This window comes from Deinococcus sonorensis KR-87 (genome assembly GCF_040256395.1).
Taxonomy (GTDB): Bacteria; Deinococcota; Deinococci; order Deinococcales; family Deinococcaceae; genus Deinococcus; species Deinococcus sonorensis.
Genome location: NZ_CP158298.1, coordinates 55,042 through 78,730, shown reverse-complemented (window position 1 = coordinate 78,730; position 23,689 = coordinate 55,042). Strand labels below are relative to the sequence as shown.

Genomic DNA, 23,689 nt, shown 5'->3' with positions numbered 1-23,689 from the left:
CCACACCCCCAGCGGTGCAGCGTCCGACCGGACGCCGCATCGGCGTCCTCCCGCCCATCAGAGTCCATGTTCCACCAGGAGACCTTGTGAAGATGACCCGTTTTGCCCTGATGACCGCGATGCTGTGCACCTCCGCCCTGGCCGTCCAAGGCCCCAGCCAGAGTGAACTGAACGACGCGGACAACGCCACCGACTCCTGGCTGATGTCGAACAAAGGGTACATGGGGCAGCGGTACTCGCCGCTGGACCAGATCAACAGCAGCAACGTCGCCAACCTCAAACGCGTGTGCACCTTCGACACCGGCGATGACGGCTCGTTCCAGGTCACGCCGCAGATCTACAAGGGCGTGGCCTTCATCAGTCAGGGCAACCGCAGCTTCGCCATCGACGCCACGACCTGCAAACTGCTGTGGACCAACAAGTACACCCCCACCGGTCCGCAAGTGCTCAACACCTCCCGCGGCTTCGCCATCGCCGATGGCGTGCTGTACCGCGGCACCGGCGACGCGCACCTGATCGCCATCGACGCCGGCACCGGCAAGACGCTGTGGGACAAGAAGGTGAACGACTCAGCGAACGGCTACTTCCTGAGTTCCGCGCCGGTGGCCTGGAACGGCATGGTCTTCGTCGGCGAGGCCGGCGCCGACTGGGGCGTCAAGGCCAAGATGTACGCCTACGACGCCAAGACCGGCGCGCAGAAGTGGAACTTCGACATGATTCCCACCGGCACGCAGGTCGGTGCCGACAGCTGGAAGAAAGCCGACTCGACCTCCACCGGTGGCGGCAGCATGTGGACGAGCTACACCCTGGACGTCGACAAGGGCCTGCTGTACGTCTCGGTCGGGAACCCCGCACCGGACTTCGCGTACCAGTACCGTCCCGGCGCGAACCTGTTCACCGACTCGGTGGTGGTCCTCGACGCCGCCACCGGGAAACTCGACCACTACTACCAGCAGATCCCGAACGACAGCAAGGACTACGACACCGCCGCCGCGCCGGTGCTGTACGACATCGACGGCACCAAGCACATCGCGGTCGCGACCAAAGCCGGGTACCTGTTCGGGTACAACGAAGCGACCAAGAGCCAGACCTTCAAGCAGGCGGTCATCAAGGTCCTCAACCAGGAGAAGAACCCGACCGCAGAAGGGCTGCCGATCTGCCCGAACTACTCGGCGGGCACGCAGTGGTCCGGACCGGCCTTCAAGCCCGGCGCCAACAACATGGTCGTGGTCAACTCGGTGGACTGGTGCGGCACCGTGAAACTCGGTGAAGTGCGCCTGATCAAGGGCCAGCTGTTCTTCGGCGGCGCCATGGCGCTCAACCCGGCCAGCGAAGCGGTGGGCAATACCGTCGCGTATGATGGCGCCACCGGCAAGGAACTGTGGCGCTACAGCACCCCGGGCATCCGCATCGTGGGCGGCGTGACCACCACCGGCGGCAATCTGGTGCTGTCCGGCGCGGCCAACGGCACCCTCTACGCGCTGGACGCGACCACCGGCAAGGTGCTGTTCAAGTCCAACATCGACAAGGCCCCGATCGGCGGCGGCGTGGCGACCTACACCGTGGGCGGCAAGCAGTACGTGGCCGTCGCCGCGGGCAACACCTCCAAGGGCCTGAACGGCGTGAAGAACGTGACCAGTCGCGTGGCCATCTTCACCCTGCCATGAACGTCCTCCAGCGGTTCCGAGTGGCCGCCGTGCTCAGTGCGGGGGTGCTGACCGGCTCGGCCCTGGCCCTGACGCCGGTGCTGACCCCCGCGCTGACCGATCAGGCCGTCAAGGAAGGCGACAGCATGTCGCGCACCACGGGGGTCTACACCTGGGGGTCGTACCTGCTCAAGACGTACACGGATGACATCCGGCTGACGGCGAATTCCCCGGAAGTCGACGGGATTGCCCTGGGGACACCGTACGAGCGGCTGCGGTACGAATCGTTCCTGGACACCTTCCAGGACCGGCCGTTGACCGCCGCCCAGGCCAAGGTGTTCGCGCAGAAGTGGAACAACAAAATCACCTTCCTGCTCTACACGCACAGTCCAGGTCCGGTGAGTCAGGAAGAAGAGTTGTGGCAGCAGGCGTACAGCCGGGGCAACGCGACCGAGACGAAGGGACGCGAGCACAGCTACCTCGATCTGTACCAGTCGGCGACCCTCACCGTCGGCGGGAAGACCCTGACGGCGAAGCCGGAGATCGACGGGCCGTACGGCGATCAGTTCACCCTGCCGGCCGGAACCCCCGAGTTCCGCTACCTCGGCGTGGTGCACTACACCTTCGACCTAACGGGATTGCCCACCAGCGGGACCGTCACGCTGAAGTTCAAAGACAGTTCAGGCAAAACCTACGCCCAGCAGGCCAATCTGAGTCAGTTGCGCTGAGGCGCAGGAACAGTCGCCGGGAACCGCATGGGCTTGCGGTTCCCGGCGACTGTTCTCATCTGCGGTGGTGAGCGTGCCGCTGAACACGCGGTCCGCAGGTGCACGAGCAGCGGCAGGTGGACCATGCGCGCCTGAACATTCATCAAGGATCAGCGGTGGAACCACACGTGAGGTCGCTCGACGTGCAGCCGGCCACCTGGAAGGGCCACGCGCGGGAGACCCTCCTGAGCGGGCGGACCCTGCACCCCGCCAGCGATCGGGGGGCCACCCCGCCGCTCTGGGCGGGCATGGGCACTCAACCCGGGGTGCCGAAGTCTGCTGGGCCAGGTGGACCGGGAAGCGGTCCATCTGAGGCTTCGGACGACGTTCGACCGTGTTCCGCCCGTGGTCGACAGCGGGCTCGAAGCAGATGTCGAGGCCCTGATCCCTCTGCCTGGGGAGGGTCACCCGACTCCCCCGACGGTGCGGGTCGTCGCGGACGCGCTGCTTGAGGTCGCGGTTGCCCGCCACTCCCGCGTGGAGCACGAGGGGGTAAAGGGGGCCCGCACGCCAGCGCGGCACGGCGCTGATCGCGTGGGTGAACTGACCGCCACCCTGATCCCACGCCAGGCGTGGACGCCCAGCCATGCGCGGTCCGCGGTGTGACGCCGGGCTGGTGATCGCGCCGTGAATTCCGGCGCGGCTGGGCGGGGTGCGCTCCGGTGGGGGTTCACCGGGGCAAAGGTCCCCACCGGCAGGTGGTGCACCAGGGAAGCTGTTCGTTTCACCCTCACGCCGCCGTGACCCGCGTCCGCGCCCGTGACCCCCTCGGCCCGGTCTGGAGGGCCCTTGCCGTGGGCGCCGCCATCACCTACGGCGTCGGGACGTCCGCGGCGTTGGCCTGAATGTTCGCCATGCACGCCCGCACCGACTCGATCAACGCCCGGATGTGCGGAAGTCCGGATCGCCCTGGCTTCACCACCACGCCCAGGGTGCGGGTCAGAGGAACGGGGAGGGGCAAGGCCAGCAACTGCGGAGAGAGTGGCCTCATGGCCAGGTCGGCCATCACGGTAACGCCCAGACCATGCTCCACCATCGACAGAATCACGTTGTCATCAGGCACTTCAGACAACGCGCCCGCCACGCCGGCGTGCCGGTCGAGATGTGCCCGGACATTGGCGTGGCAGGTGTCAGACGCGGAGGGCATCAGCAACGGCTGCGCCTGAAATTCATGCCAGCTCACCGGATGGCGGCCTCTGGATCTGGGAAAGACGGCGAAATATTCGTCCGTCATCAGCGGCCAGGTGAGGAGTGGGGTGGCGCGGTCCAGCTGCAGGAGGCCCACATCGGCTCTTCCCTCCTCGACCAGCCGGTAGCCGCCATTGCCGTCGCTTTCTCCATCCAGGAGATGGACGGTCAGCTTCGGGTGCTGTCGGTGCAGGGCGGCCATGACAGCGGGCAGCACATGGACCCCCAGACTGCGGTAGGTGGCGACGTTCAGTGACCCCGTCAGGGCGTCGTCGTCGTCGATCACCGCCTGGACATCGTTGGCGGCTTCGATGGCGCGGCGTGCATACGCCAGGGCACGCTCACCCGCCGGGGTCAACCGCACCCCGCCCGCCGAGCGGTGGAACAGCGGGCGGCCCACCACCCGCTCCAGTCCCTGAACCCCGTCACTCAGGCTGCTCTGCGACATGTTCAGTTCAGCGGCCGCGGATCCGAATCCGCCTGCGTCAGCGACCGCGACGAAGGCGCGCAACTGAGCCAGCGTCAACCGGGAAGTCATGGTGCATGGTACCGCGACGTTCCGGCATCACATCGATACAGCCGTTGGCGCCCTGCCCAGGTCGCGCCTGAACCGGGTGGCCTTGGGCTCCGCAGCGCGCCACACTCATCGGGAGCCCCACCCGCACCCCGTGGGAGGTCCCAGATGCAGCTCGCCCAGGTGAACATCGCCCGGTTCCACCATCCGCTTGCCGCACCGGAAGTGGACGAATTCCGAGCAGGGCTGGATCCGGTCAATGCCCTGGCCGACCGCGCGCCGGGATTCGTCTGGCGGCTTCAGGACGACACCGGGAATGCCCCTGCCCTGGGCAGCCTGGATGACCCGAGGCTCATCGTCAATCTCAGTGTCGGGGAGAGTCCGGCAGCGCTGCGCGATTTCACCGACTCCGGACGTCATCTCGCCTTCCTGAAACGGCGGCGCGCGTGGTTCATGCGGCCGCGCCACCCCAGCCGTGGCGCTCGCGTGTCCTTGTCCTTCGACGGGTGACCCGCAGCGGAGCAACCCTGAGTTCCGCCGGGATCAACACACCACCAGCGGCGCGCCCGGGAGCGTGACCCCAACCCTGCAGCGCAGGCGCGGGCGGTGAGGGCCAGCATCCAGGACGGGCGTGAATGGGGCCGCCGCGCCTGTGGTCAGCATGGCCGAGGCGAGCTCCCGGACCACGCACTGGACAGTCCGCCTGTGGGAGGGCTGCGTGACCTGGCGGCGTGCAGGCCGCTGCCGCCTGTGGCGGCGTCCACCACCGATGGTCTGCCCATCGCCGCGCGCCGCGGCGGGTCGACCGTGGGCGTGCTCACCTGGGTTCCAGCTTGCCCAGCAGGGCGCCTGAACGCACGGAACCGGCGTCGCCGTGGCTGGACGCGTCCCCTGCTCCGGCGTCACCGAAGCTCCCCCACCGCGCCGCCAGGCTGCAGCCCCCACGTGTTGAGCCCCCGTGTCATCTGGAAGACCCCAGCGTGCATCCTGCCCATGACCACGCGGCGCGCGTGAAGCGGTGCGGGTGGAACCTGTCACGTTCGCGCCGAGGTGACGCCCAGGTGACGCCTCCCTCCGCACACTGGGGACTCATGAACGACCCACCCAGATCATGGTCGGTACGGCAGCCTCTCGTCGCCCTGGAACGCGCCGGTTGATGCCCGCTCCTGTGGCGAGCGTGAATCCGCGTTCGCCCCAGCACCTTCACCGACCGGTCCCGGACGCTCACCAGCGTCAACCGATCGGGCACCCCGCAAAGGAAGCACCATGATGAAGTCCCTGCTCGCCGGCGGCCTGCTCGCTGCGCTCCTCGTCGCCTGCGGAGGCGGCCCGTCAGGAGGCCCTGAAGCAGGTCCAGCAGGACCTCACGGCCCTGCGGGCGCTCCCCGACGCCGAGCGCGTCGACGCGCTCGGCGACCTGCTGCAGGAGGCCGAAGGGACGGACAACCCCCTCGTGGAGGAGACGGCCTCGTCCGGCACCGGGAAGTCGTTCCTGACGCTCAGCCTCGCCGATCAGCTGCGCTCCGCGGCGGACGCCGTGCGTCAGGAGGGTGATCCCACGAACGCCCTGAAGCTCTACCGCGCCAGCTTCGACGCCACCCCCGCGGCCCTGCGCGCAGGCCTCGTCCCCCCACAGCAGCTGCAGGGCGGTGATCTCCAGGCGCTGCAGGCCGCGCAGCACCAGCTGGAGCGGGCCCTTGAGGGCAAGGGCACCCTCGACCGGGCGCGTCCGGAGGCGCGGGACCGAGGCCCACAGGCACCAGGCACGCCCACCGGGCCTCGCCGACAGGGCCTGTTTAACCCGCTCGCGGGCAACGGCTCGGACGGCCCCGGCGACTGCCCGCACTCCAACGCCGGCATCTACAGCAACTTCTGGTGGCCGCTCAAGCGCTTCATCACCCCCATCCGGGACCAGGGTGGGCGGGGCACGTGCTGGGCCTTCGCGTCCGTCGCGGCGGTGGAGAGCCGCGACATGGTCGTGTCCGACGTGACGCGCAACCTCAGCGAGCAGTACTTCGTGAACCGCTGGAAGGTGTTCAGGGATGAGCTGTACCACGACGGCGACGTGGCGGAAATCGCCCTGAGTTTCATGGTGAACTTCCCCGGGGTGAAATCCATCATTCCGCCCGAGGGGTACTGGAGCTACAACCCATCGTGGGGTCGCCAGAGTGACTTCAGCCACTCGTGCGACAACAACACTGGGGACAAGCGCGACGACTACGTGGGCACGTGCAACAACACGACACCGCAGGCACCGATGGTGTGCACCTCCGGTGTGTTCTCCTACTGTGCCAGCCTGGTGACGACGTACACGGACGACGGCCATTCGGGCGCCGGGTATTCACACACCACCCAGGTATGGAAGAGCGGCCACGACCTGCCGCTCGGCACCCTGCGGGCCCTGCTGTCCGATGGCCGGGCGGTCCTCGCGTCGTTCAAGGTGTACCGCGGCTTCCAGCAGGCTGGAGACGACGGCTTCGTCACCGACTACGCGAAGGTGACGGCGGACGGCAAGAAGAAGGGCGGCGGGCACGCCGTCCTCATCGTGGGCTTCATCGACAACGCCACCCTCAGCGCGCGCCTCCCGAACGCCCCGCAGGCGTCCGGCGGCGGGTACTTCATCGTCAAGAACTCCTGGGGCTGCGAGGCGGACGGCGGGTTCTCCTACGTGCCGGTGGACTACGTGAAGAAGTTCTTCGTGCGCCTCTCGGTGCTGGACGTGCCGGCCGAACGCAGCGCCCGCTGGAAGAGCGAGGTGGGCGGCGCCAGCGCCACCGTGGGACCGACCCTCACCATCACCGCGCCGGCCAAAACGTCGACGGGCGCCATCGTCATCGGCCCGTCCTACATCGATTTCACGCAGCCCTTCACGCTCTCGGGGTTCGCAAAGGACGCGCAGGACGGCGACGGGTGCTGCCAGCAGACGTTCCGCTGGACCTCGGCGGCCAGAGGGCCGCTGACGGCGGGCGACGGGACCGGCGCGTTCACCGTCTCGAACCTGACGGACCTCACTGCCGACAACCTCACGCTCAGTGCCCGCGACAGCGACGGCAACACCGCGCAGCTGACCCTCTCGCTGGCGGACGCGTACCCGGTGGTGGACGTCAGTGTCCCCGTGCCCGGACAGCCGGTCGCGGTCGGTGCGCCGCTCACCCTTCACGGTCAGGTGCGCAAGTTCGGCACGAACGACACCTACGCCTGCACCGGCCTCATCTGGAAGACCAACGTCCCCGCGGACGGCACCCGCACCGGTTGCGTCGTCACCTACACCTTCCTCTCCCCCGGCAGCCGCACGGTCACCGCGACCTACACCGCCCCGTTGAGGCCCGCGACGAGCGGCACCGTCAACGTCCAGGCGCTGCAACCCACGACGAGCGGTCCGCCCACCGTCACCCTGAGCGTGAACCACCGTTCGAGCACCATGGACCCGAATGCCGTCGTGGCCTGGACGTTCATCGACCCGGGCGGTCCCGGCCCGAGCGCTCCGGACAAGTACGTCCTGAAATGGGAACTCAGCTTCGACGGCGTCACCAAGACCATCACCCCGCCGGATTTCCTGGGCCTGCCCGGCGAGAAGCTCATCCGGCTCGGCGACGCCTTCACCGTCCCCGGTTGCCTGGGGGTGCCCGAAACCCGGACAGTCGGCGTGCGGCTCACGGTCACCGACCCCGAGGGGCTGAGCGGCAGCGGCACGGCCAGCTATCCGCTGTACATCCCCGAGTGCATTCACTGACCTGGCCCGCAGGACGGGACGCGGGCCCTCCACACCCCGGGTCATGAACCTCAGCAGGGCGTTCAGGTGATCAGCCTGAACGCCCTGCCCGGCTGAACCCCGGTCGGCGCGGCCATCCCCAGGGTGGCGGTGGGCTCGGCCACGGACCGGAGCACCCCCGGTGAACGCCTTCCCAGCCGGGCGGCACGGTGGGGGCCATGCCGCGGCCACCCCATCCGGGCGTGCCGGGCCCCAGGACTTCACCCTGGCCGCCGCACTCGCGCGTCACCCCGCAGGCCCGCTCCCCCAGCGCCCCAACCTGCTGGAGCAGCGCCAGGGGCAGGACCTGGTGAACCGCTGCCGGCTCGCCAGCCGCAGCCGCACCGTCCACCTGCTCCAGCAGATCCTCGGCACGGACCCCGAGGGCGGCTGATGCGGAATGTTCAGCAGCTCCCCTCCCCGGCCTCCCGTGAGCGCTGCCCTGGCGCCACCACGCCCATCGATCGGCTGCAGGCCCCGCCTCACGCAGGGCCCGGGACCCGGTGGGGTGCGGCCCGCGATGAGCGTCGACCGCTTCGCCGCCACCTTCACCGGAATGTTCGTCCGTGGGGCCGCCGACCCGGCGTTCCGGGCGGACCGTGACCTGGAGAACGGGCTGCTCCAGGGCCAGCCGCCTCAACCCCCGGACGAGCGGGCGACCGAAGGGGGTCCCAGGCGCCGGAGTGGCGCCGGTGGCTCACGCAGCTGTTCCGGTATTACAGCTGGCGCGGGCATTACCACCTGCAGATCGACCCGGCCCTCCCGGCGCCCACGGCGGTGCTGCCCGAGCGGCGCCTGCTGCTGCACCCGGACCTCGAGCGCTTCCTGACGGTCAGCGTTAGCGACGCAGGGGGCGGCGAGCGTGAACGCATGTAGCCACCAGACGACGAGGCTCCAGGGTGGCGGGAACCTGTGACTACACACACGTGGCGCTCCGCCACGGGTCGGAAGCAGGAGCAGGGGCTCAGGCGTGTCGGCCACGATGCCAACTTCCCCTTCGGGCTCACCAAGGGGCGCCGTTCCGCACCTGTCAGCGGGCAGGTAAAGGGCGGCCACGAAACGGGCGTTAAAGCGGGAGCATGGGTGAGTTTGGCCCGCGAGTCATCGATCAGCTCGTCGCGGCGCGGTCCGGCAGACAGCCGCAGGGCTGGTGGCAACGCGCCCAGCCGCTCTCTTGCGTTCGGCCCGACGGGCGCTCATCACCAATCGCGTTACTCGCTCGAGCCGTGTAAACGCGTTTCCTTGTTGCCCAGGGTCGCCTCGATGGCCGCCATCACCTCTTCGGTGAGCTGGGGCAGCAGTTCGAGCGCGGAGAAATTCTCCTCCACTTGCGTGGCTTTGGACGCGCCCGTAATCACGGTGCTCACATTCGGATTCTTGAGGCACCAGGCCAGGGCCAGCTTCGGCAGGGTGGTGCCCAGGTCGCCGGCAATCTTGGCCAGGCCCCGGACTTTGCCCAGGTTGGCTTGGCCTTCTTCACTCTCGAGCCGGGCTTTCAACCATTCGTACCCGGGCAGGTTCATGCGGGTGTCGTTCGGGACCACATCGTTGTACTTGCCGGTCAGCAGCCCGCTCGCCAGAGGCGACCAGACGGTGGTGCCCAACCCGATGGTGTCCGCGCGGTACAAGCGGCTGTATTCGACCTCGACCCGGTAGCGGGTGAGCATGTTGTATTGCGGCTGCTCCATAGTCGGGGGAATCAGGTTGTACTGGCGGGCGACGGCGTAGGCTTCCATCAATTCCTGCGCCGACCACTCACTCGTACCCCAGTACAGCACGTCACCGCGCTGGATCAATTCGGTCATGGCCCGCACTGTTTCTTCGATGGGCGTGGCGCGGTCCGGGCGGTGACAAAAATACAGATCCAGGTACTCGCATTGCAGGCGTTCGATGGCCTGGTAGCACGCCTCGTACACGTGCTTGCGTGAGAGTCCCCGTTGCGTTGGGCTTGGGTTGTCCACCGATCCGCCGAACACTTTACTGGACACGATGTAACTGTCGCGCCGCCAGCCCGCCTTGGTCAGGGCCTGGCCCATGATGGTTTCCGCTTTGCCGCGAGCGTAGGCCTCGGCGTTGTCGAAGAAATTACACCCGCGGTCATAGGCGGCGGACATCAATTCCAGGGCACCATCCACATCCAACTGCGTGCCAAACGTCACCCAGGCCCCAAAGGAAAGCGCACTGACCTGCAACCCGGACTGGCCCAATCGACGATATTCCATAGCGTCACCTCGCGTTCCAACCTAAGCCAAAACAGCGCCGCCCTTCTTGTGCTCAGGTTTAGACTGGGATTGTCTCCGCTGGGCGCGGGTGCACAGACGAACGGCGACCCATCACAGAGAAGCTGGGGGATGGGAGCACGCAGGATGTCCGCTCCTGAGTCGGACGCCGTGGCAACTGTCGAAGGACTTGCGAGCTCAGCTGGAGAAATGGCGCCTGGCTCCAGTTCAGGTCACCCAAGTGGGCAGGCCGACCAGGAGATCGCCGACCGGTGCGGCAGGACATGGCGCCTCCAACGCAGGCGGCCAGCGTGTTCAAGCTGGCCTGGGTGAAAAGGGGCCGCCTTCAGATGAAGACGGGAGATCAAAAGATGGGGCTGGTCGTAGAACTGGCCGGGCTGCACCTGAATGAGCGGTGGGGGATGATGGGCTATGGACGAACGCGAAGAGCTCCGTCAGCTGATGGCTTCAACCTGGTCGATGGTGCAAGAAGCCCAGGCCCAGCTGCAGGACATGGAAGAGCGAATCCAAAGTTCCATGCAGCTCAACGGTGAGGCGCGCCTGCAGGTGCAGCTGACCCGGCCCAGGAACCGCCAGGACTGGGTGAGCCAGCAACTCCCTGTGCAAGCTGAACAGCTGCGGCAGACTCAACTGGCCCTCCATCAGTTGAAGGCCAATCCAGCGCTGGTCGGGATGTTCCTCAACGACGACGACACGCTGGGCTGATCCGCGGCCGGGGCAAGTCACGTCCGCATGCACCCGCTCGATGGGGGGGCCTGTTCAGGCCAGAGTGGGCTGCTGGGTCGCCTCCCGGTGGACACGGTAGACCAGTGACGAGGGTATGCCCCGGGAAGGGTCAAGGCGCCCTGGCACATCGGGGCGCCCGGTTGCGCTCGTGTCCTCCCGGCCGTCCGGCCACGGAACATGCCCCTGGAGGATGGAGTTGCCCTTGACCGGGAACCTGGTGGTCAGCGGCGACCGACAGAGCAGACGGCCCGCTGGTGAGGGCTGGGGCAAGAGGCCTTCAGGTGAACAGAGGGAGAGCTCAGACTCTGGTGAATTCAGCTCCAGCGAGGCCGTGCTCGTGTGAAGGCCCCGCCCGCTACGGTAGCGACATGCATACGGACAACACCCTCATCCCCGACCTACAGGACCGGGCGCTGGCGGTCATCTCGGACGTCATGTTGACGGCCAGGCAGTGTCCTGAGGCGCAGCTTGACGGTCTTCTGCTCACCTTGTTCGATTGGTACCTCCACCTGGCCACCGCCGTTGATGCTTCGGATGCGGAGCAGGGCTACCGGGAGTTCATTGCCTTTGCGTACCGGGTTGGGCTGCAAATAAAACAAGAGGCATGTCGAGTCCATGCCCCATCAAAGGTCGTGCGCCAGTTGCATTGAGCTGGCCTGAGCGGATGGGTCGCGTACAGGTGGACGTAAGAGGTATGGCCACGGCACTCCCGTCAGAGGAGGAGCACCCGTGAGGCAGACGCAACATCCTGCCCACGCTCCTGAAGCATGAACGCTTGGGCACAGAAGCTGGAGGAGCGCGTGAGGCGCAAGGTAGCCGTGCTGCGCGAACACCCTGTGCGGTTGGTTTTGAAGGGCAGGAAGGTGACCTTAAATGATGACCGTACCGGTACCCATCTGTCCCTGATCGCCCACCTGGTGGAGAGCAAGTGGAGGCTGAGGGACAGGTTCAGCAGGTTCTGCCGCGATCCACTCTTGTCGACGTGGGGCACCGTGCAGGGGAACTGGGCGAGCCATGCTCCATCACGTCGCCGGGTTCACGGAGGCCCCCAAGCCGGCGTTCCGTGCGCATGGTCATGAAGACACGCCTGCAACCCATGGAATGAGCGGATGACCTGAACACCACAGCGAACCCCTCAGCACCCTGCCCGCATGTCGGTTGAGCGCCTGGCGCAGCAACGCCAGGCGCTTAACCGGGGCCTGTCGGATGTGACACGGCGGACCACTGGGCGCTCAGCAGAATTCATCTGAGTCAAGGTGAAACAGCTGAAAGTTGGAGCCAGCCTTCGGCCGAGCGGAGTGAGTCCCGCGCCGGAAGCGCTCAGAATGTGCCGTCGACGCGGCATATTGACGCTGGCAGTCCCGGTCGGTGATGTCCTGGGTGAGCCGTGCGGCGCTCGTGTCCAGGATCGTTGTGGTTCACGCTCGACCGAGATGACAGAAACCACGGATCACGGTTGGCCAGGACCTCCCGTGATGTTGCACGGCAGCGCTCATCTTCGGTCTCATTGAGACGTGGCACCGTGACCACCTAAATTGCAGTCGGCTCGGCAACCTGATCGGCGCAAAGCCGTTGCCACTTGCACCGGTCGTTGTGGCCGGTGTTGCCCGGGCACCGATGAGGCGCACAACCGCCGGAGGGCCGTCTCGAGTCATCGCCAGCCGTGATGGCCGCCTCCTGCTGCTGTGCCGGGCGCATCCCCCAGGCATATTGGTTCAAGTCGACAATCTCCGTGAGCAGCCGGATATTTTGTCCGTCGCGCAACAGAGCGACAGGCCAGGCGAATAGGCGGAGAACGGAGCGGGGCTGCTCAAGGGCCGCACCGTTTTTCTGAGATTGTACCGGGTGCGGTAGAGGGTAGGACGCTCCGCCGCTGGCCCTCCACGTATTCGACCTGTGCGTTGGGGGTATGAGCCTGGGGAGGCGGGACGTTATTTCCCTTTGGAGGACGCTTTCTCGACAGTTTGTTTATACGTGGTCGTTGGACTGCTCTTTATTTTCGCGTTCGTGACAAACCGTCCATCCTTGGCACTTTTGTTCACCGTTGTTGATGTCTTCTTGGATGGCATGTTTCCTCCTTGATCGTTGTTGACTTCTATTTTATTATTTTATTGAGACCGTCAATCAAAACCATGAATCTAGCATTCAGGTCATCGATGATCGTCTTTGAGCAACCATTAGAGAAATGTGTCGTCCAAGTAAGAGCGAATTAAGAGAATAATAAAGAACCTATAGTCAAAAAGTATACTTTCTGTTCTGAACACATGCTTGTGAACATGGCAAGGCCGTCAATCAGGCATAAATACTGTCCCGCCATACTTCAAATGTGTCCTCCTCGTAGCGTGAAGCGGTCCGCAACCGGAGCTAACGGTGCTTCACTCGTCTGAACTTGGCAGAGGTCGAGACGCCCGATGAATGGCGCTGGTTCGCCAGTAGTCTTCCTCGCGAACATTCCGTGGTGGAGGCGGAGGCCATATCCTCCGGGCTCTGCATCGGTCGCGCGCCGGTGGGCGGCGCTCCTGAGATCGCTCCGCAGGCCACCAAATTGAACTTGCCTAATCGTTTACCCCGCCACACATATCCCGGCGGTGCTGACCGTTCGGGATGTCCGGGTCAAGTAGCACCACCGGGGCTTCCCGCAGTGAAAGCGCCGCATGATCCAGGTCATGCCTCCGGTGGTTTTTCGTTCCGCTGGGGCGGACCACATCGGTTCAGCAGGTATTCCGCAGAGGCCACAAAGGTGAACGCGGAACTGTGCCGCGAACGTTGCGGCTCCATGGCGCCACGGACCGTCAGTCCGGAGTTCAGGAAGCGCGGTTGAACCGCCAGCGCAATCTGCGCGTGAGCAAAGGCGCTGATTCGTCCCCCGATCCCGCCCACCCGCGCCTCCAGAATGCGCGGGTAGAAGCTCGCGTAGGTCGGTCGAATTGAACTCGGGACGTCATGACGCGCCGCCCTCGCCAGGGCCGGCAACGTGCTGGCCCTGGCTGGGGACCGGGCGGCCGCCCGCTGGTCAGGGAGGGGTTCTGTCCGGTGAACCGGTATGAGATTTGCCAGTCCAACCGCTTCCCATTCGGGTTGCGGGAGGTGCAGAGGCTGCTCCAAAAGCGCGGCATTGAGGTCAATGACGACACAGACCAGGCATGCGTCATGCGTCAAGCATTCTGGACGTCGTTGAGCAGGATGCGCTCCGCCTGTGGCCACTGGTGCGCTGCAGATTGGCGGATGCCTGCCGTGCAGACGATGGCGCCCCAGAGACCGCAGATGATCGCGCCCTGCCTGCCCACGCCGCCGGTTCTTCTTGGTGTGGGCAGCGGTATCTACCTCCTGAACGCCGAGCTCACCTCTATTTACTTTCTGAAAGCAAGTAGTTACAGTGAGGGCATGACCGCCAGCGACGACGACATCCTCGAGCTCGGACAGACGGTGTTCCGGTTCGTGCAACGTTCCAACCGCAACCAGGCGCGCGACCACGACCCGGTCCGGGTGCAGGTGCTGGCCCTGGCGCTCACGCTGGACGGCGTGACCCCCAGCCTGCTGGCCGAACAGCTGGAGCTGTCCCCCACCTCCATCACCCGGCACGTGCAGGCGCTCGAGGACCAGGGGCACGTGCACGTGCTGCCCAACCCGCACGACGCGCGCTCCTGGCTGATCCGCACCAGCGAGGCGGGCATGGCCGAACTGCAGCGCATCGCCCGCACCGGCTTCGAGCTGTGGCGCGGCGTGCTGCACGACTGGAGTGCCCAGGACGTCGCGACCCTCACCGCGCTGCTCACCCGGCTGATGGGCGACTGGGACGCCCACGGCCCCGGCCTCAAGGCGAAATCGGCCCGTCGGCGCCGCCGGGTCCAGGCTGAGGAGCCGGATGTCCCGCCGGTCCCGGCCCCCTGAAGCTGCTCCCCGAAGCGCGAGGTTCCGCATGCCAACGATGAACGCCCCAACCCGCCCGACCACCCGCCGCCTGACTGTGCCCGCGCCCCTGCTCGTGGACGTCGTGGCGCCCGTCGCCCTGTACTACCTGCTGTCGTGGGCCGGCCTGACTGACGTGTGGGCGCTGAGTGTCGCCGGCCTGATTCCCGGCGCGAGCGTCCTGCTCCACCTCGCGCGTCGTCGCCGCGTGGACCGCATGGGGCTGATGGTGCTGACGATGTTCGCGCTCGGCGTCGCCCTGACCGTCTGGACCGGCGACGCCCGGCTGGTGCTGGCCAAACCCGCGCTGTTCGTTGCCGTGGCCGGCGTGTTCTGCCTGTCGACCCTGCGCGGCCGGCCGATGCTGCACGCCGTCGCTGAGCCGATGGCCACGCACGGCGACCCGGCCCTCACCCGCGCGTGGCACGACGCCTGGGCGACATCGGTGCCGTTCCAGCGCGCCCTGCGGGCCAGCACCGCCGCGTTCGGCGCCGCGCTGCTGATCGACGCGGCGGGCCGCGTGGCCGTCACCTACACCCTGGACCTGCACCGGGCGGTGGCGCTCGCGAACCTGCCGGGCCTGCTGGCCCTCGGCGGCGCCATCGTCTTTCACCTGCGCCACGTCAAACCGGTCTTTCACCGCTACCTCGACACGCGCAGCGCCAACGCTGCCCCCGAGCGTCCCTTGCCCCGCTGACCCGGGTCGGCGACCCGGCAGCGGGGCAGTTCTCAGGGTGCCACCGCCCACCGCTGGCCTCACCACACGTCAAAGCGCCAGGCCGACGGGCGCGGGTGGACCTCGGGGATTCGACAGGGCGAACACGGTCGATGGCCGTCAGCGCTACATCCTGGTCGACACGTTTGGCTTGATCCCCACCGCGGTGGTGCATCCGGCGAATCCCCCGGGTTGAGCACGATCAGGATGCCCTCCGTGCCGCCTTGCGAGCCGGAGTGGCCGCCCCACGGCTGCCTCGAAGGTTGGACGTGGGGCGCCTTTCTCCCGGTCAAGGCGGAGCAACCGGTGCGGGCCCCTGCATACCCCCCCATCCTTCAGGAGGTGGGCAGAGCCTGGGCCGCGCCGCGTCGGCGCGGCCTTCCTCGTGTCCATCGGCCACGCCCGTAGTCACCCCCACCCGCTGCAGCGTCAGCGTGGTGGGCAATTGCTGAGGCCTGTGCATTCGTACAGTGCATGACGTCCCTGAGGTCAGGCGCACGACGCGGCGCCCCTCAACGGCCCCGAAACCTCATCATCGCGCCACAGGGACCGGCGGTTGAGAGATGGGCGCCGCGAGCACGGCGCAGTCATGCGGCCGTGCTCCAGCTCCAGCCAGACGCGAGCACCCCCAGGTGGAACGGAGCTGTCGGCTCCACGCCGAATGGCCACAGCGGTAGGAGAGAACAGCGGCACGGTGCGTCATCGTCCCATGAAGCTGGCGACGCTCCGGTCCACGGAACCAAACGGCCTGCATTCTTGACCGAACTTGTCCACTAAGATGAGGCATGCTTGTCCTTCTGCTCTCCTGTGCCCCGCTCACCTGCGGACAGCCATGCTGATTCGCGAGCGTTCAGACCTCCTGGCGGCCCTCGACCGCATCAACGCGGTGGACCAGGCCGCGGCCATCACCTTCAACACCCACATCACCGGCCTCGCGATCGCCCGTTCGCTGGGCCGGGTCGGCGTGCCTGTCCTGGGGCTGGACCGGGAGGCGGGCGGCCTCGGGCACCGCAGCCGCCACCTCACGGCCCTCGCCGTGTGTCCGGATGTCCAGGACGGCGGGCGGGCGTTCGTGGACTTCCTGATGGAGCTCGGGCCCCACTTCCGGCACAAGCCGGTGCTGTTCCCGACCAACGACGACTGGGTATTCGCGGTCGCCCGCCACAAGGAGGAGCTCGAAGCCCACTACCGGGTGCCGTTCAGCGGGCAGGCGGTCATCGACACCGCCCTGAACAAGACCGCGTTGTATCAGCTCGCCGAGCGGCTCGGCATCGCGATTCCCGAAAGCTGGTACCTGGACGGCCTCCCGCTCGACGCCCTCGCGGCCGGACCGCACCCGGAGGTCGCCGCCCTGGCGGCCCGGATGGCGTACCCGGTGATCCTGAAGCCCGACGAGTCGCGCGCGTTCTACGAGGCGTTCCAGGCGAAGGTGTTCGTGGTGCAGAACGAGGCGGAGTTCGCCGAGCGGGTGCAGGCGGCGGCACGCCAGGGCCTGCGGTTGGTGGCGCAACGCATCATCCGCACCCCGCCCGGCGGGTTCTACAGCGTCTGCAGCTACCTGGACGCCACTTCGTCTCCCCGGGGCGTGTTCGTAGGGCGGAAGCTGGAGCAGTTCCCGCCGGACTTCGGCACGAGTTGCCTCGCCGACGCCCGCTACGTGCCGGAGATCGCCGAGCGCGGCGTGCAGGTGCTCCAGGCCCTCGGCTTCCACGGCATCAGCGAGATCGAGTTCGTGCAGGACCCCGACAGTGGCGAGCACCTGCTGCTGGACGTGAACACCCGCAGCTGGAAGTGGATTGGCCTGCCGGTCGCGAGCGGCGTCGACCTGCCGCTCCTCGCGTACCGCGACGCCACCGGCGCGCCCTTCGACGCGCCGCTGCAGCGGGACGGCGTCCGCTGGACCTTCCTGCGCGATTACGTGAAGCTGCTGCGCGCGCGCGCCCAGGTGATGCCGGAGGAGATGGTCACCCGGGAGGAATGGCTGGGCCTGATCCGCGGCGAGGTGCCGGCCGCCGGCACGCTGGTCGACGGCATTCTCGACGCGGGCGACCCCGAACCCTTCTACGACGTGCTTCAGGGCGAGCTGTTCGGCTTTGCCTACACCTGCGCCTGCTGAGGAGAAGACCCATGAGATTTGGTTACTGGATGCCCATTTTCGGCGGCTGGCTGCGGAACGTCGAGGATGAAGAGATGAGCACCGACTGGTCGTACGTGCGGGACGTGGCGCGCGAATCCGAGACGCTGGGCTTCGACCTGAGCCTGATCGCGGAGCTGAACCTGAACGACATCAAGGGGCCGCAGGCCCCGAGCCTGGATGCCTGGACCCTGGCCCCGGCCGTCGCCGCGGTGACCGAGCGGCTGGAGCTGATGCTGGCGGTCCGTCCGAACTACCACGCCCCGGCGCTGACGGCCAAGTCCATTTCCACCCTGGAGACCATCGCGCCGGGCCGCATCAGCCTGAACGTCGTCTCGAGCTGGTGGGCCGAGGAAGCCCGGCAGTACGGCATGCCGTTTGACCAGCATGACGCGCGCTACACCCGCAGCAGCGAGTGGCTGACGGTCCTCAAGCGGCTGCTGACCGAGGACGACGTCCACCACCAGGGCGACCACTACACCCTGGTGGGCACCCGGCTCGAACCCAAACCCCAGCAACCGGTGCCCATTTACATGGGCGGCGAGTCGCCCACTGCCAAGGCCCTGATTTCGCGCGCTTCAGACGCGTACCTGATGCACGGCGACCCGCCGGACGTGATCGCCGCCAAGATCGCAGACCTGCGCGCGCGCCGCGAAGCCGCCGGCCAGCCGCCACTGCGCTTCGGCATGGCGGCGTACGTCATCTGCCGAGATACCCCCGAGGAGGCGGAAGCGGAGCGGCGGCGCGTCACGGACGTGCAGGCCAGCCCGGCGGCGTACGCCTCGTATCAGGACTTCGTTCGTGGCAGCCAGCTTGAAAGCGACGTCAGCCTGGAGGAGTACAGCGTCAGCAACCGAGGGCTCCGCCCGGGGCTGGTGGGCACACCGGCGCAGATAGCCGCGCGCATCCGTGAGTACGAACAGGTGGGTGTTGACCTGCTGCTGATCCAGTTCAGCCCGCAGCGCGAGGAGATGCGCCGCTTCGGTCAGCAGGTCATCGCCCGGCACTTCGCCCCAGGAACGTGAGGCTGCCCGGGCGCGCCAGGCGGTGACGACCGCGGCCCAGCCTGGACGCCCCTGCCAGCAGAGACGAGCGGACCGCACCGTCGGGCGAGTGGGCCGGACGCGCCACTTCCTGCCATCGCCTCAGCCGTGACGGCCGGAAGCGGCACGTCACGGCAGGCCGGCCAAACCCCTCTACAGCCGGATGCCGGTGCACCCTCAGCCCGGTGGGGTCAAGACAAGCTTGATTGCAGGCCGTTATTCATTGTTGGTCACGTGCGTGCGACTCAGGTGTTGCTCGGCAGCACGCTGCCGCTGAGCACGCAGAGACCATGCCCATCAGGCTCAAGACTGACGGCGCTGGATCTGCTGGACCGCAGAGAAAGCAGCGGCCTGAACGTCATCCAGGCAGCTGCAGAGGCCCTCATCGGCGGTCGAGGTTGATCAGGGCGCGGGGACGATCTTGATACTCAAGTAGGCACCGGGGTTATAGAAGTCGTACTTCCCGCCGAAGTAACCTCCGTTCGGAAAATAGCCAAACAGGCTCAGGAGCGTTTGATCGGGCTCACCCGGGATGCCGAGCGCGGTGAAGGTGAAGGGCCGCCGCATGACGTGTCCATCGCCGGTCATGGTCCCGACATTTGTCACGTCGTTGAAGTTTCCTCCAGCCGCCTCAGAGAGATGCAGATCGCGGAGCGGGGTGTCCAGCGGGGGTTCCACTGTCACGACCGCGACCCCAGGAATGTTTTCCTGTCCCGAGTAGGCGCTTTCGGGAACTTCAAGCCGGATGCTGATCTTCATCAGTTTCTCCGAGACGTGCAGGGGGACGCTGGCCAGATCTTTCCCCTGCTGGCTGGCCACCAGCCGGTAGTCCTGCTCCAGCAGCGGAAAGTAGGGGTTGATGGAGGTCAAATATGGAGCCGTGAGGGACAGGGCGACGTCCCCGTTCCCAGACGCCTGCGTGGTGGTCAAGGCAATGGAGCCCTGCGTCGGCGCCTGGTAGATCCCATCGTCAGAAGGCCGGACGAAGTCCAGCCGCAGGTTCACGGGACCGGCGGGGAAGTTCGTCAGGTGGGCCTTCAGGGCCGCGGTATGCAGGTGGTAGATGTCCACGGTGCTCTGATCCAGGGTGAGCTTCGCGTTCGTGACGGCAGAGCAGTTGATGACGGGGTTGGCCCAGTCGGCGTGGTCATAGAAGTTCCCGTCGCCCGCGTCCGTCACCACCAGACGCAGCTGTTTCTTCCCGGTCAGGTCCGCGGTGATCCGCCTGGCCGGGAAACTGCCGTAGATCACGCCGCTGTCCGCCACCTTCACGCCATCGGCCCACACCTGAAAGACCACGCTGCCCTTGCTGCCGACTTCGTTGTCGATGCCGACCAACGCCGAGAACTGGGTGCAGGTGGCGCCGGTGCCGGTGAGGTCATAGCGCAGCTCCGAGTTGGAGTGCACGCCGTAGCCCTTGCTGTACACTTCACCGCCCATGGTGAGCGGGTTTCCGTCCAGCTGGGCGCGGCCGCCGTTGCTGCGGTTCACTTCAATCGGACCCCAGCCGCTCGTGGCATACGTGGGCTTTTCGTAGCCCAGGGTGTTGGTGCCAGACGTCAGGCTCAGGGCGGACAGGTGGGTGGACACCCAGGGGTCCGAGGGATGGGCGGCGTATTCCGCGGCCCAGGGGTCGTCCGCGGCGGTGGGGGAGCTGGACTGCTGACCGCAGGCGGCGAGCAACAGAGACAGGACGAGGGGCGCGGTGCGCTTCTTCATGCATTCCTCCCGGCCCGCCGGGTGAAGACGGTGGAGTGTGAATCGTGGGCCACCACGACCGTACCCCGCCAGGAGGCCACCTCGGGCCGCACATGCGGGTGTCCCCGCTCATCCAACCTTGAGACAGGCGTTCGAGCCGCCTGAAGCGCGCCTGTGTTCGTTCGAGGCATGACCCGGCGAGCACGACGCGGCCGCTCACCACAAGCCAGCCGGCACGCACGTGATCTCAATCGCCCTTCGCACGTCCAGGCGTTGCAGTGGCGTACGCTGCTCTCATCGGCGTCAAACCTCGCAGCGGCCTCCTCCGGTCCAGCTGTGGAGCACGTGGTGAAGCATCTTCGTTAGCGATCCATGGCCGGAAGCTTGGATAAACATCCGCATGGACTTGGGGACATCAGGAGTTCATGTGTCTCCTCGACACTGAGCGTATCCAGGGGAGTAACCGCCTCAGCGACGCTGAGGACGACGCGACCGTCAGTACGGAGGACATCGTCTTCCCGGTGCGTCGAGCGAGGGCCAGACCTGGGCAGGAACGCTGCGAAGCGACTGCCCAGGCATGGTGGAACGCTGTCCCGCCTGTGCGCCCGGTCCCTCCCCAGCGGTTCCGAAAGGAAACGGAATGAACGTCGTCGATGCCACGTGGCTGGGCACCCCCGCCTGGATGTGGGTGGTCTTTCTGACCCTGATTCTTGGGTTGCTGGCCTTCGACCTGGGCCTGCTGAGCCGGCGGCGCCCCGGGCACGCCGAGCGTGAGGATGAAGATCCGGCGCAGGAGATCGGGATCGCGGCCAGCCTCCGCCTGAGCATGTTTTACATCTCGGTGGCCCTGCTCTTCGGGGTGTGGGTGTGGTTCTCGCTGGGCGCCCAGCGGGCCGTGCAGTACTACACCGCGTTTGCCGTCGAGAAGGCCCTGTCGCTCGACAACGTCTTTGTCATCAGCCTGATCTTCACGGCGCTGGCCATCCCGCGCCAGTACCAGCACCGGGTGCTGTTCTGGGGCATTCTGGGCGTGATCGTGCTGCGCGGCGTCATGATCGGTGTCGGCGCCGCCCTGGTGTCCGGCTTCGACTGGGTGCTGTGGATCTTCGGGGCCTTCCTGGTGATCACCGGCCTGCGCCTGCTGATGCAGCGGCATCAGGAGGACACGCCGCCGGACATCGAGCGCCATCCGGTCGCCCGGCTGGTCCGCCGGGTGCTGCCGGTAACGCCGGCCCTGTCCGGCCAGCGCTTTTTCGTCCGGACCGCTGACCGGCTCGGGCGGGTGCGGCTGCACGCCACCCCCCTGCTGCTGGCCCTGGCGATGGTCGAAGTCGCCGACGTGGTGTTCGCGGTGGACAGTATTCCGGCGGTCTTCGCCATCACGCAGGAGCCGTTCCTGGTGTACACCAGCAATATCTTCGCGATCCTGGGACTTCGGGCGCTGTACTTCGCCCTGGCGGCCCTCGTGCACCGCTTCTCGGGCCTCAAACCCGCCCTCGCGCTGGTGCTGGTGTTCATCGGCGCCAAGATTTTCTACAGCCACTTCTTCGGCAAGCTCGACCCGCTGATCAGCCTCGGCGTCACCCTGTCGATCCTGGCGGGCGGGATGGTGTACAGCCTCTGGAGAACACGCGCGGGAGGCACCACGTCGCTGCGTTGACCGTCGGTGCGGCGCCGGCCGGGCTCAGCTCCAGCGAGGGAACCGGTCAGGTTCCGCACCTCAGGGTGCAGCAGGCGGACTGTTGGACGTGAGCCTGCTCCGATACGGTTCCTGGTGATCGGCACAGGGGCGAACCACGTGATCCGGCTGCGGTGCATCCTGCTCGAACACCTTCGGACGCTGCACTACCGTCCGGCCCCCCTCGGGGGTCCCAGATCGCGCTGAGCACCTGCAGCACGCAGGGCGGCACCCCACCTCGGGGTGCCGCTCTTAACACGCTGGGCTGGGTACGGTCGCCCGGGTCAGTGGACGGACCTGGACGCACCGTATGGCGGTCCGGCGATGTGATCGACGGTCCAGACCTCCCCACCCATGTTGACCACGTACGCGGTGGTGCCGATGATCTCCATCGAGGTGGGCCGATCCAGCGGGCCGGCCACGACTGTGAACGTCCCGTTCCGCCCGCATCAGCGAGCCGGGATTGGGATTCGCCGGCGTCCCTTCAAATGGACCGTTCCCAAAGCCCTGGGCCAGCGCAGAGAGGGTCAGACCGCGCCTGAACTCCACATTCACCAGGAGCCGGGCACCCGAGGCGACCACGGTCGCGGCGCCGTCACCCGGATGGAACGCCATACCCTGCCTCGGGCGCCGAGTCTCCAGGCGGAGCTGCTGGCCATCCTGCGTGCCGCCCTGCCTGAGGTCACCGACGCGTCGGTCGCGGTGGACCTCCTCGTTCTGTTGGGCAGCCACGGTGTGAGGGACCTGGACCCGGCGGTGTGGACCTGGTTGCCCCAAGCGCAGGGACCGGAACTGGATTGGCTGGTGCGGGCCCTGAAGACTATGGCGGGGGACTGGGTGCGCGGCTGCGGAGTGGGTGCTCGCCCAGGACACCAGCAAGGAAGCGTCGGAACGCGTGCTGTGTTTGCTGCAGCGGGAGAACGCCTGACCAGGAAGGCCATCGAACTTGGCTTCGGCTCACAGCATGTCGTCAGCACAGCCTTGTACGTCAACCCATCTCTGCCTTCACCCCTGCCCGTTTTCGAAGCGTTCTTCACGCACGAAGACGCGCATGTGCGGTGGAGGACCTGGCGCCGGCAGAACTCCAGGCGCGTGTTCCACTGCTGCTGACCTTGCTGGATCAGGAGCAGGACCGTGTTGTGCGGCAAGGCTGGGTCCTGACCCTGGGCCGCGTGCCACAGGACGAGATGCGGGCGGCGCTCGTTCGTCTGCTGCAGACCGAGCGAAGCCCGGTCGTGCTGTCCGCCCTCATTCGACGGGTCCGGGATCAACGGCTCGTGCAGGCCATCCCGGCGCTGGTCGCCCTGACGGAGCATGAGGACGGCGTGTTGCGGCTGGAGGCCGCGACGGCGCTGGGAGAACTGGGCGATGAACGCGTCCGCCCGGCGTTGCAGCGCCTCCTGACCCAGCACGAAACGCCAGGACGGCAAGATCCGTCCGGTAGCGGCATGATGGACGGGCACACCATCGCCGCGGCTCAGGAAGCGTTCGCGCGGCTGGGTCAGGACTGCAGCCCAGACTCGGCTCCACCTGAGGCGCAGCCGTCCGCTGCGTCCTGATCCACGTCCTGGCCCCCGCAATTCACATGCGCGACCAAGCCCCTGGCCTTCAGGGGGCGGATTCGTGGAGGATCAACACAGGAAGCGCCAAACGAGGTGATGGGCGGGGAGGTCACGTGAA

The 23,689-nt window shown here is 66.9% G+C and carries 17 protein-coding genes; 14 read left to right on the top strand and 3 right to left on the bottom strand.

Annotated features, from left to right (window positions below; all coding sequences use genetic code 11):
- The first annotated feature begins 92 nt into the window (after window positions 1–92).
- Window positions 93–1,667, top strand: coding sequence for a pyrroloquinoline quinone-dependent dehydrogenase (locus ABOD76_RS03630; RefSeq protein WP_350242321.1), 1,575 nt, complete (start codon window positions 93–95; stop codon window positions 1,665–1,667).
- The gene (locus ABOD76_RS03625; RefSeq protein ID WP_350242192.1) at window positions 1,664–2,374 is read left to right on the top strand and encodes a hypothetical protein; all 711 of its coding nucleotides are present in this window, start codon (window positions 1,664–1,666) and stop codon (window positions 2,372–2,374) included. Before ABOD76_RS03630 ends, ABOD76_RS03625 begins: the two co-directional genes overlap by 4 nt.
- A gap of 850 nt (window positions 2,375–3,224) precedes the next feature.
- Here the strand turns inward: ABOD76_RS03625 and ABOD76_RS03620 are convergent.
- Entirely contained in the window at window positions 3,225–4,139 is a 915-nt protein-coding gene (locus ABOD76_RS03620; RefSeq protein WP_350242191.1) for a LysR family transcriptional regulator, read from the bottom strand.
- A gap of 144 nt (window positions 4,140–4,283) precedes the next feature.
- Here ABOD76_RS03620 and ABOD76_RS03615 point away from each other — a divergent pair, with 144 nt between their 5' ends.
- The 3 genes from ABOD76_RS03615 to ABOD76_RS03605 all read left to right on the top strand — a co-directional run bounded on the left by ABOD76_RS03615 (window position 4,284) and on the right by ABOD76_RS03605 (window position 8,260).
- Window positions 4,284–4,625: a DUF3291 domain-containing protein gene (locus ABOD76_RS03615; protein WP_350242190.1), complete on the top strand. Its 342-nt coding sequence runs from the start codon at window positions 4,284–4,286 to the stop codon at window positions 4,623–4,625.
- 943 nt (window positions 4,626–5,568) lie between these two features.
- Complete coding sequence (locus tag ABOD76_RS03610; RefSeq protein ID WP_350242189.1) at window positions 5,569–7,848, top strand: C1 family peptidase; 2,280 nt, start codon at window positions 5,569–5,571, stop codon at window positions 7,846–7,848.
- A 160-nt stretch (window positions 7,849–8,008) separates the two neighbouring features.
- Complete coding sequence (locus ABOD76_RS03605; protein WP_350242188.1) at window positions 8,009–8,260, top strand: hypothetical protein; 252 nt, start codon at window positions 8,009–8,011, stop codon at window positions 8,258–8,260.
- Window positions 8,261–9,077: 817 nt separating this feature from the next.
- Here ABOD76_RS03605 and ABOD76_RS03600 read toward each other — a convergent pair.
- Window positions 9,078–10,088 carry a potassium channel beta subunit family protein gene (locus tag ABOD76_RS03600; RefSeq protein ID WP_350242187.1) on the bottom strand — a complete coding sequence of 337 codons (1,011 nt, stop codon included), beginning with the start codon at window positions 10,086–10,088 and terminating at the stop codon, window positions 9,078–9,080.
- Window positions 10,089–10,517: 429 nt separating this feature from the next.
- Between ABOD76_RS03600 and ABOD76_RS03595 the strand changes: the two genes are divergently transcribed.
- The 6 genes from ABOD76_RS03595 (at window position 10,518) to ABOD76_RS03570 (ending at window position 18,615) form a co-directional block, all read left to right on the top strand.
- On the top strand, window positions 10,518–10,811 hold the full coding sequence (locus ABOD76_RS03595; RefSeq protein ID WP_350242186.1) for a hypothetical protein: 294 nt from the start codon (window positions 10,518–10,520) through the stop codon (window positions 10,809–10,811).
- A 389-nt stretch (window positions 10,812–11,200) separates the two neighbouring features.
- Complete coding sequence (locus tag ABOD76_RS03590; protein WP_350242185.1) at window positions 11,201–11,482, top strand: hypothetical protein; 282 nt, start codon at window positions 11,201–11,203, stop codon at window positions 11,480–11,482.
- A 2,734-nt stretch (window positions 11,483–14,216) separates the two neighbouring features.
- A complete protein-coding gene (locus ABOD76_RS03585; protein WP_350242184.1) occupies window positions 14,217–14,723 on the top strand; it encodes a MarR family winged helix-turn-helix transcriptional regulator in 507 nt (168 codons plus the stop codon).
- Between the two features lie 37 nt (window positions 14,724–14,760).
- Entirely contained in the window at window positions 14,761–15,438 is a 678-nt protein-coding gene (locus ABOD76_RS03580; RefSeq protein ID WP_350242183.1) for a VC0807 family protein, read from the top strand.
- Window positions 15,439–16,288: 850 nt separating this feature from the next.
- The gene (locus ABOD76_RS03575) at window positions 16,289–17,572 is read left to right on the top strand and encodes a carboxylate--amine ligase (RefSeq protein ID WP_350242182.1); all 1,284 of its coding nucleotides are present in this window, start codon (window positions 16,289–16,291) and stop codon (window positions 17,570–17,572) included.
- An 11-nt stretch (window positions 17,573–17,583) separates the two neighbouring features.
- Window positions 17,584–18,615: an LLM class flavin-dependent oxidoreductase gene (locus tag ABOD76_RS03570; RefSeq protein WP_350242181.1), complete on the top strand. Its 1,032-nt coding sequence runs from the start codon at window positions 17,584–17,586 to the stop codon at window positions 18,613–18,615.
- Between the two features lie 420 nt (window positions 18,616–19,035).
- On the opposite strand, the gene ABOD76_RS03565 is transcribed toward ABOD76_RS03570, so the two are convergent.
- Window positions 19,036–20,352, bottom strand: a complete 1,317-nt coding sequence (locus tag ABOD76_RS03565) for an NPCBM/NEW2 domain-containing protein (protein ID WP_350242180.1) — start codon at window positions 20,350–20,352, stop codon at window positions 19,036–19,038.
- Window positions 20,353–20,971: 619 nt separating this feature from the next.
- Between ABOD76_RS03565 and ABOD76_RS03560 the strand changes: the two genes are divergently transcribed.
- The 3 genes from ABOD76_RS03560 (at window position 20,972) to ABOD76_RS03550 (ending at window position 23,568) form a co-directional block, all read left to right on the top strand.
- Window positions 20,972–21,991 (top strand): TerC family protein, encoded by a 1,020-nt coding sequence (locus ABOD76_RS03560; protein ID WP_350242179.1) that lies wholly within the window; start codon window positions 20,972–20,974, stop codon window positions 21,989–21,991.
- A 372-nt stretch (window positions 21,992–22,363) separates the two neighbouring features.
- A complete protein-coding gene (locus ABOD76_RS03555; protein ID WP_350242178.1) occupies window positions 22,364–23,119 on the top strand; it encodes a hypothetical protein in 756 nt (251 codons plus the stop codon).
- A 2-nt stretch (window positions 23,120–23,121) separates the two neighbouring features.
- Window positions 23,122–23,568, top strand: coding sequence for a HEAT repeat domain-containing protein (locus tag ABOD76_RS03550; RefSeq protein WP_350242177.1), 447 nt, complete (start codon window positions 23,122–23,124; stop codon window positions 23,566–23,568).
- Window positions 23,569–23,689: the final 121 nt, after the last annotated feature.

Coding starts and splice junctions, on each gene's coding strand:
- ABOD76_RS03630 (WP_350242321.1), top strand. CDS start 93: ATGACCCGTTTTGCCCTGATGACCGCGATGCTGTGCACCTCCGCCCTG.
- ABOD76_RS03625 (WP_350242192.1), top strand. CDS start 1,664: ATGAACGTCCTCCAGCGGTTCCGAGTGGCCGCCGTGCTCAGTGCGGGG.
- ABOD76_RS03620 (WP_350242191.1), bottom strand. CDS start 4,139: ATGACTTCCCGGTTGACGCTGGCTCAGTTGCGCGCCTTCGTCGCGGTC.
- ABOD76_RS03615 (WP_350242190.1), top strand. CDS start 4,284: ATGCAGCTCGCCCAGGTGAACATCGCCCGGTTCCACCATCCGCTTGCC.
- ABOD76_RS03600 (WP_350242187.1), bottom strand. CDS start 10,088: ATGGAATATCGTCGATTGGGCCAGTCCGGGTTGCAGGTCAGTGCGCTT.
- ABOD76_RS03595 (WP_350242186.1), top strand. CDS start 10,518: ATGGACGAACGCGAAGAGCTCCGTCAGCTGATGGCTTCAACCTGGTCG.
- ABOD76_RS03590 (WP_350242185.1), top strand. CDS start 11,201: ATGCATACGGACAACACCCTCATCCCCGACCTACAGGACCGGGCGCTG.
- ABOD76_RS03585 (WP_350242184.1), top strand. CDS start 14,217: ATGACCGCCAGCGACGACGACATCCTCGAGCTCGGACAGACGGTGTTC.
- ABOD76_RS03580 (WP_350242183.1), top strand. CDS start 14,761: ATGAACGCCCCAACCCGCCCGACCACCCGCCGCCTGACTGTGCCCGCG.
- ABOD76_RS03575 (WP_350242182.1), top strand. CDS start 16,289: ATGCTGATTCGCGAGCGTTCAGACCTCCTGGCGGCCCTCGACCGCATC.
- ABOD76_RS03570 (WP_350242181.1), top strand. CDS start 17,584: ATGAGATTTGGTTACTGGATGCCCATTTTCGGCGGCTGGCTGCGGAAC.
- ABOD76_RS03565 (WP_350242180.1), bottom strand. CDS start 20,352: ATGAAGAAGCGCACCGCGCCCCTCGTCCTGTCTCTGTTGCTCGCCGCC.
- ABOD76_RS03560 (WP_350242179.1), top strand. CDS start 20,972: ATGAACGTCGTCGATGCCACGTGGCTGGGCACCCCCGCCTGGATGTGG.
- ABOD76_RS03555 (WP_350242178.1), top strand. CDS start 22,364: ATGTTGACCACGTACGCGGTGGTGCCGATGATCTCCATCGAGGTGGGC.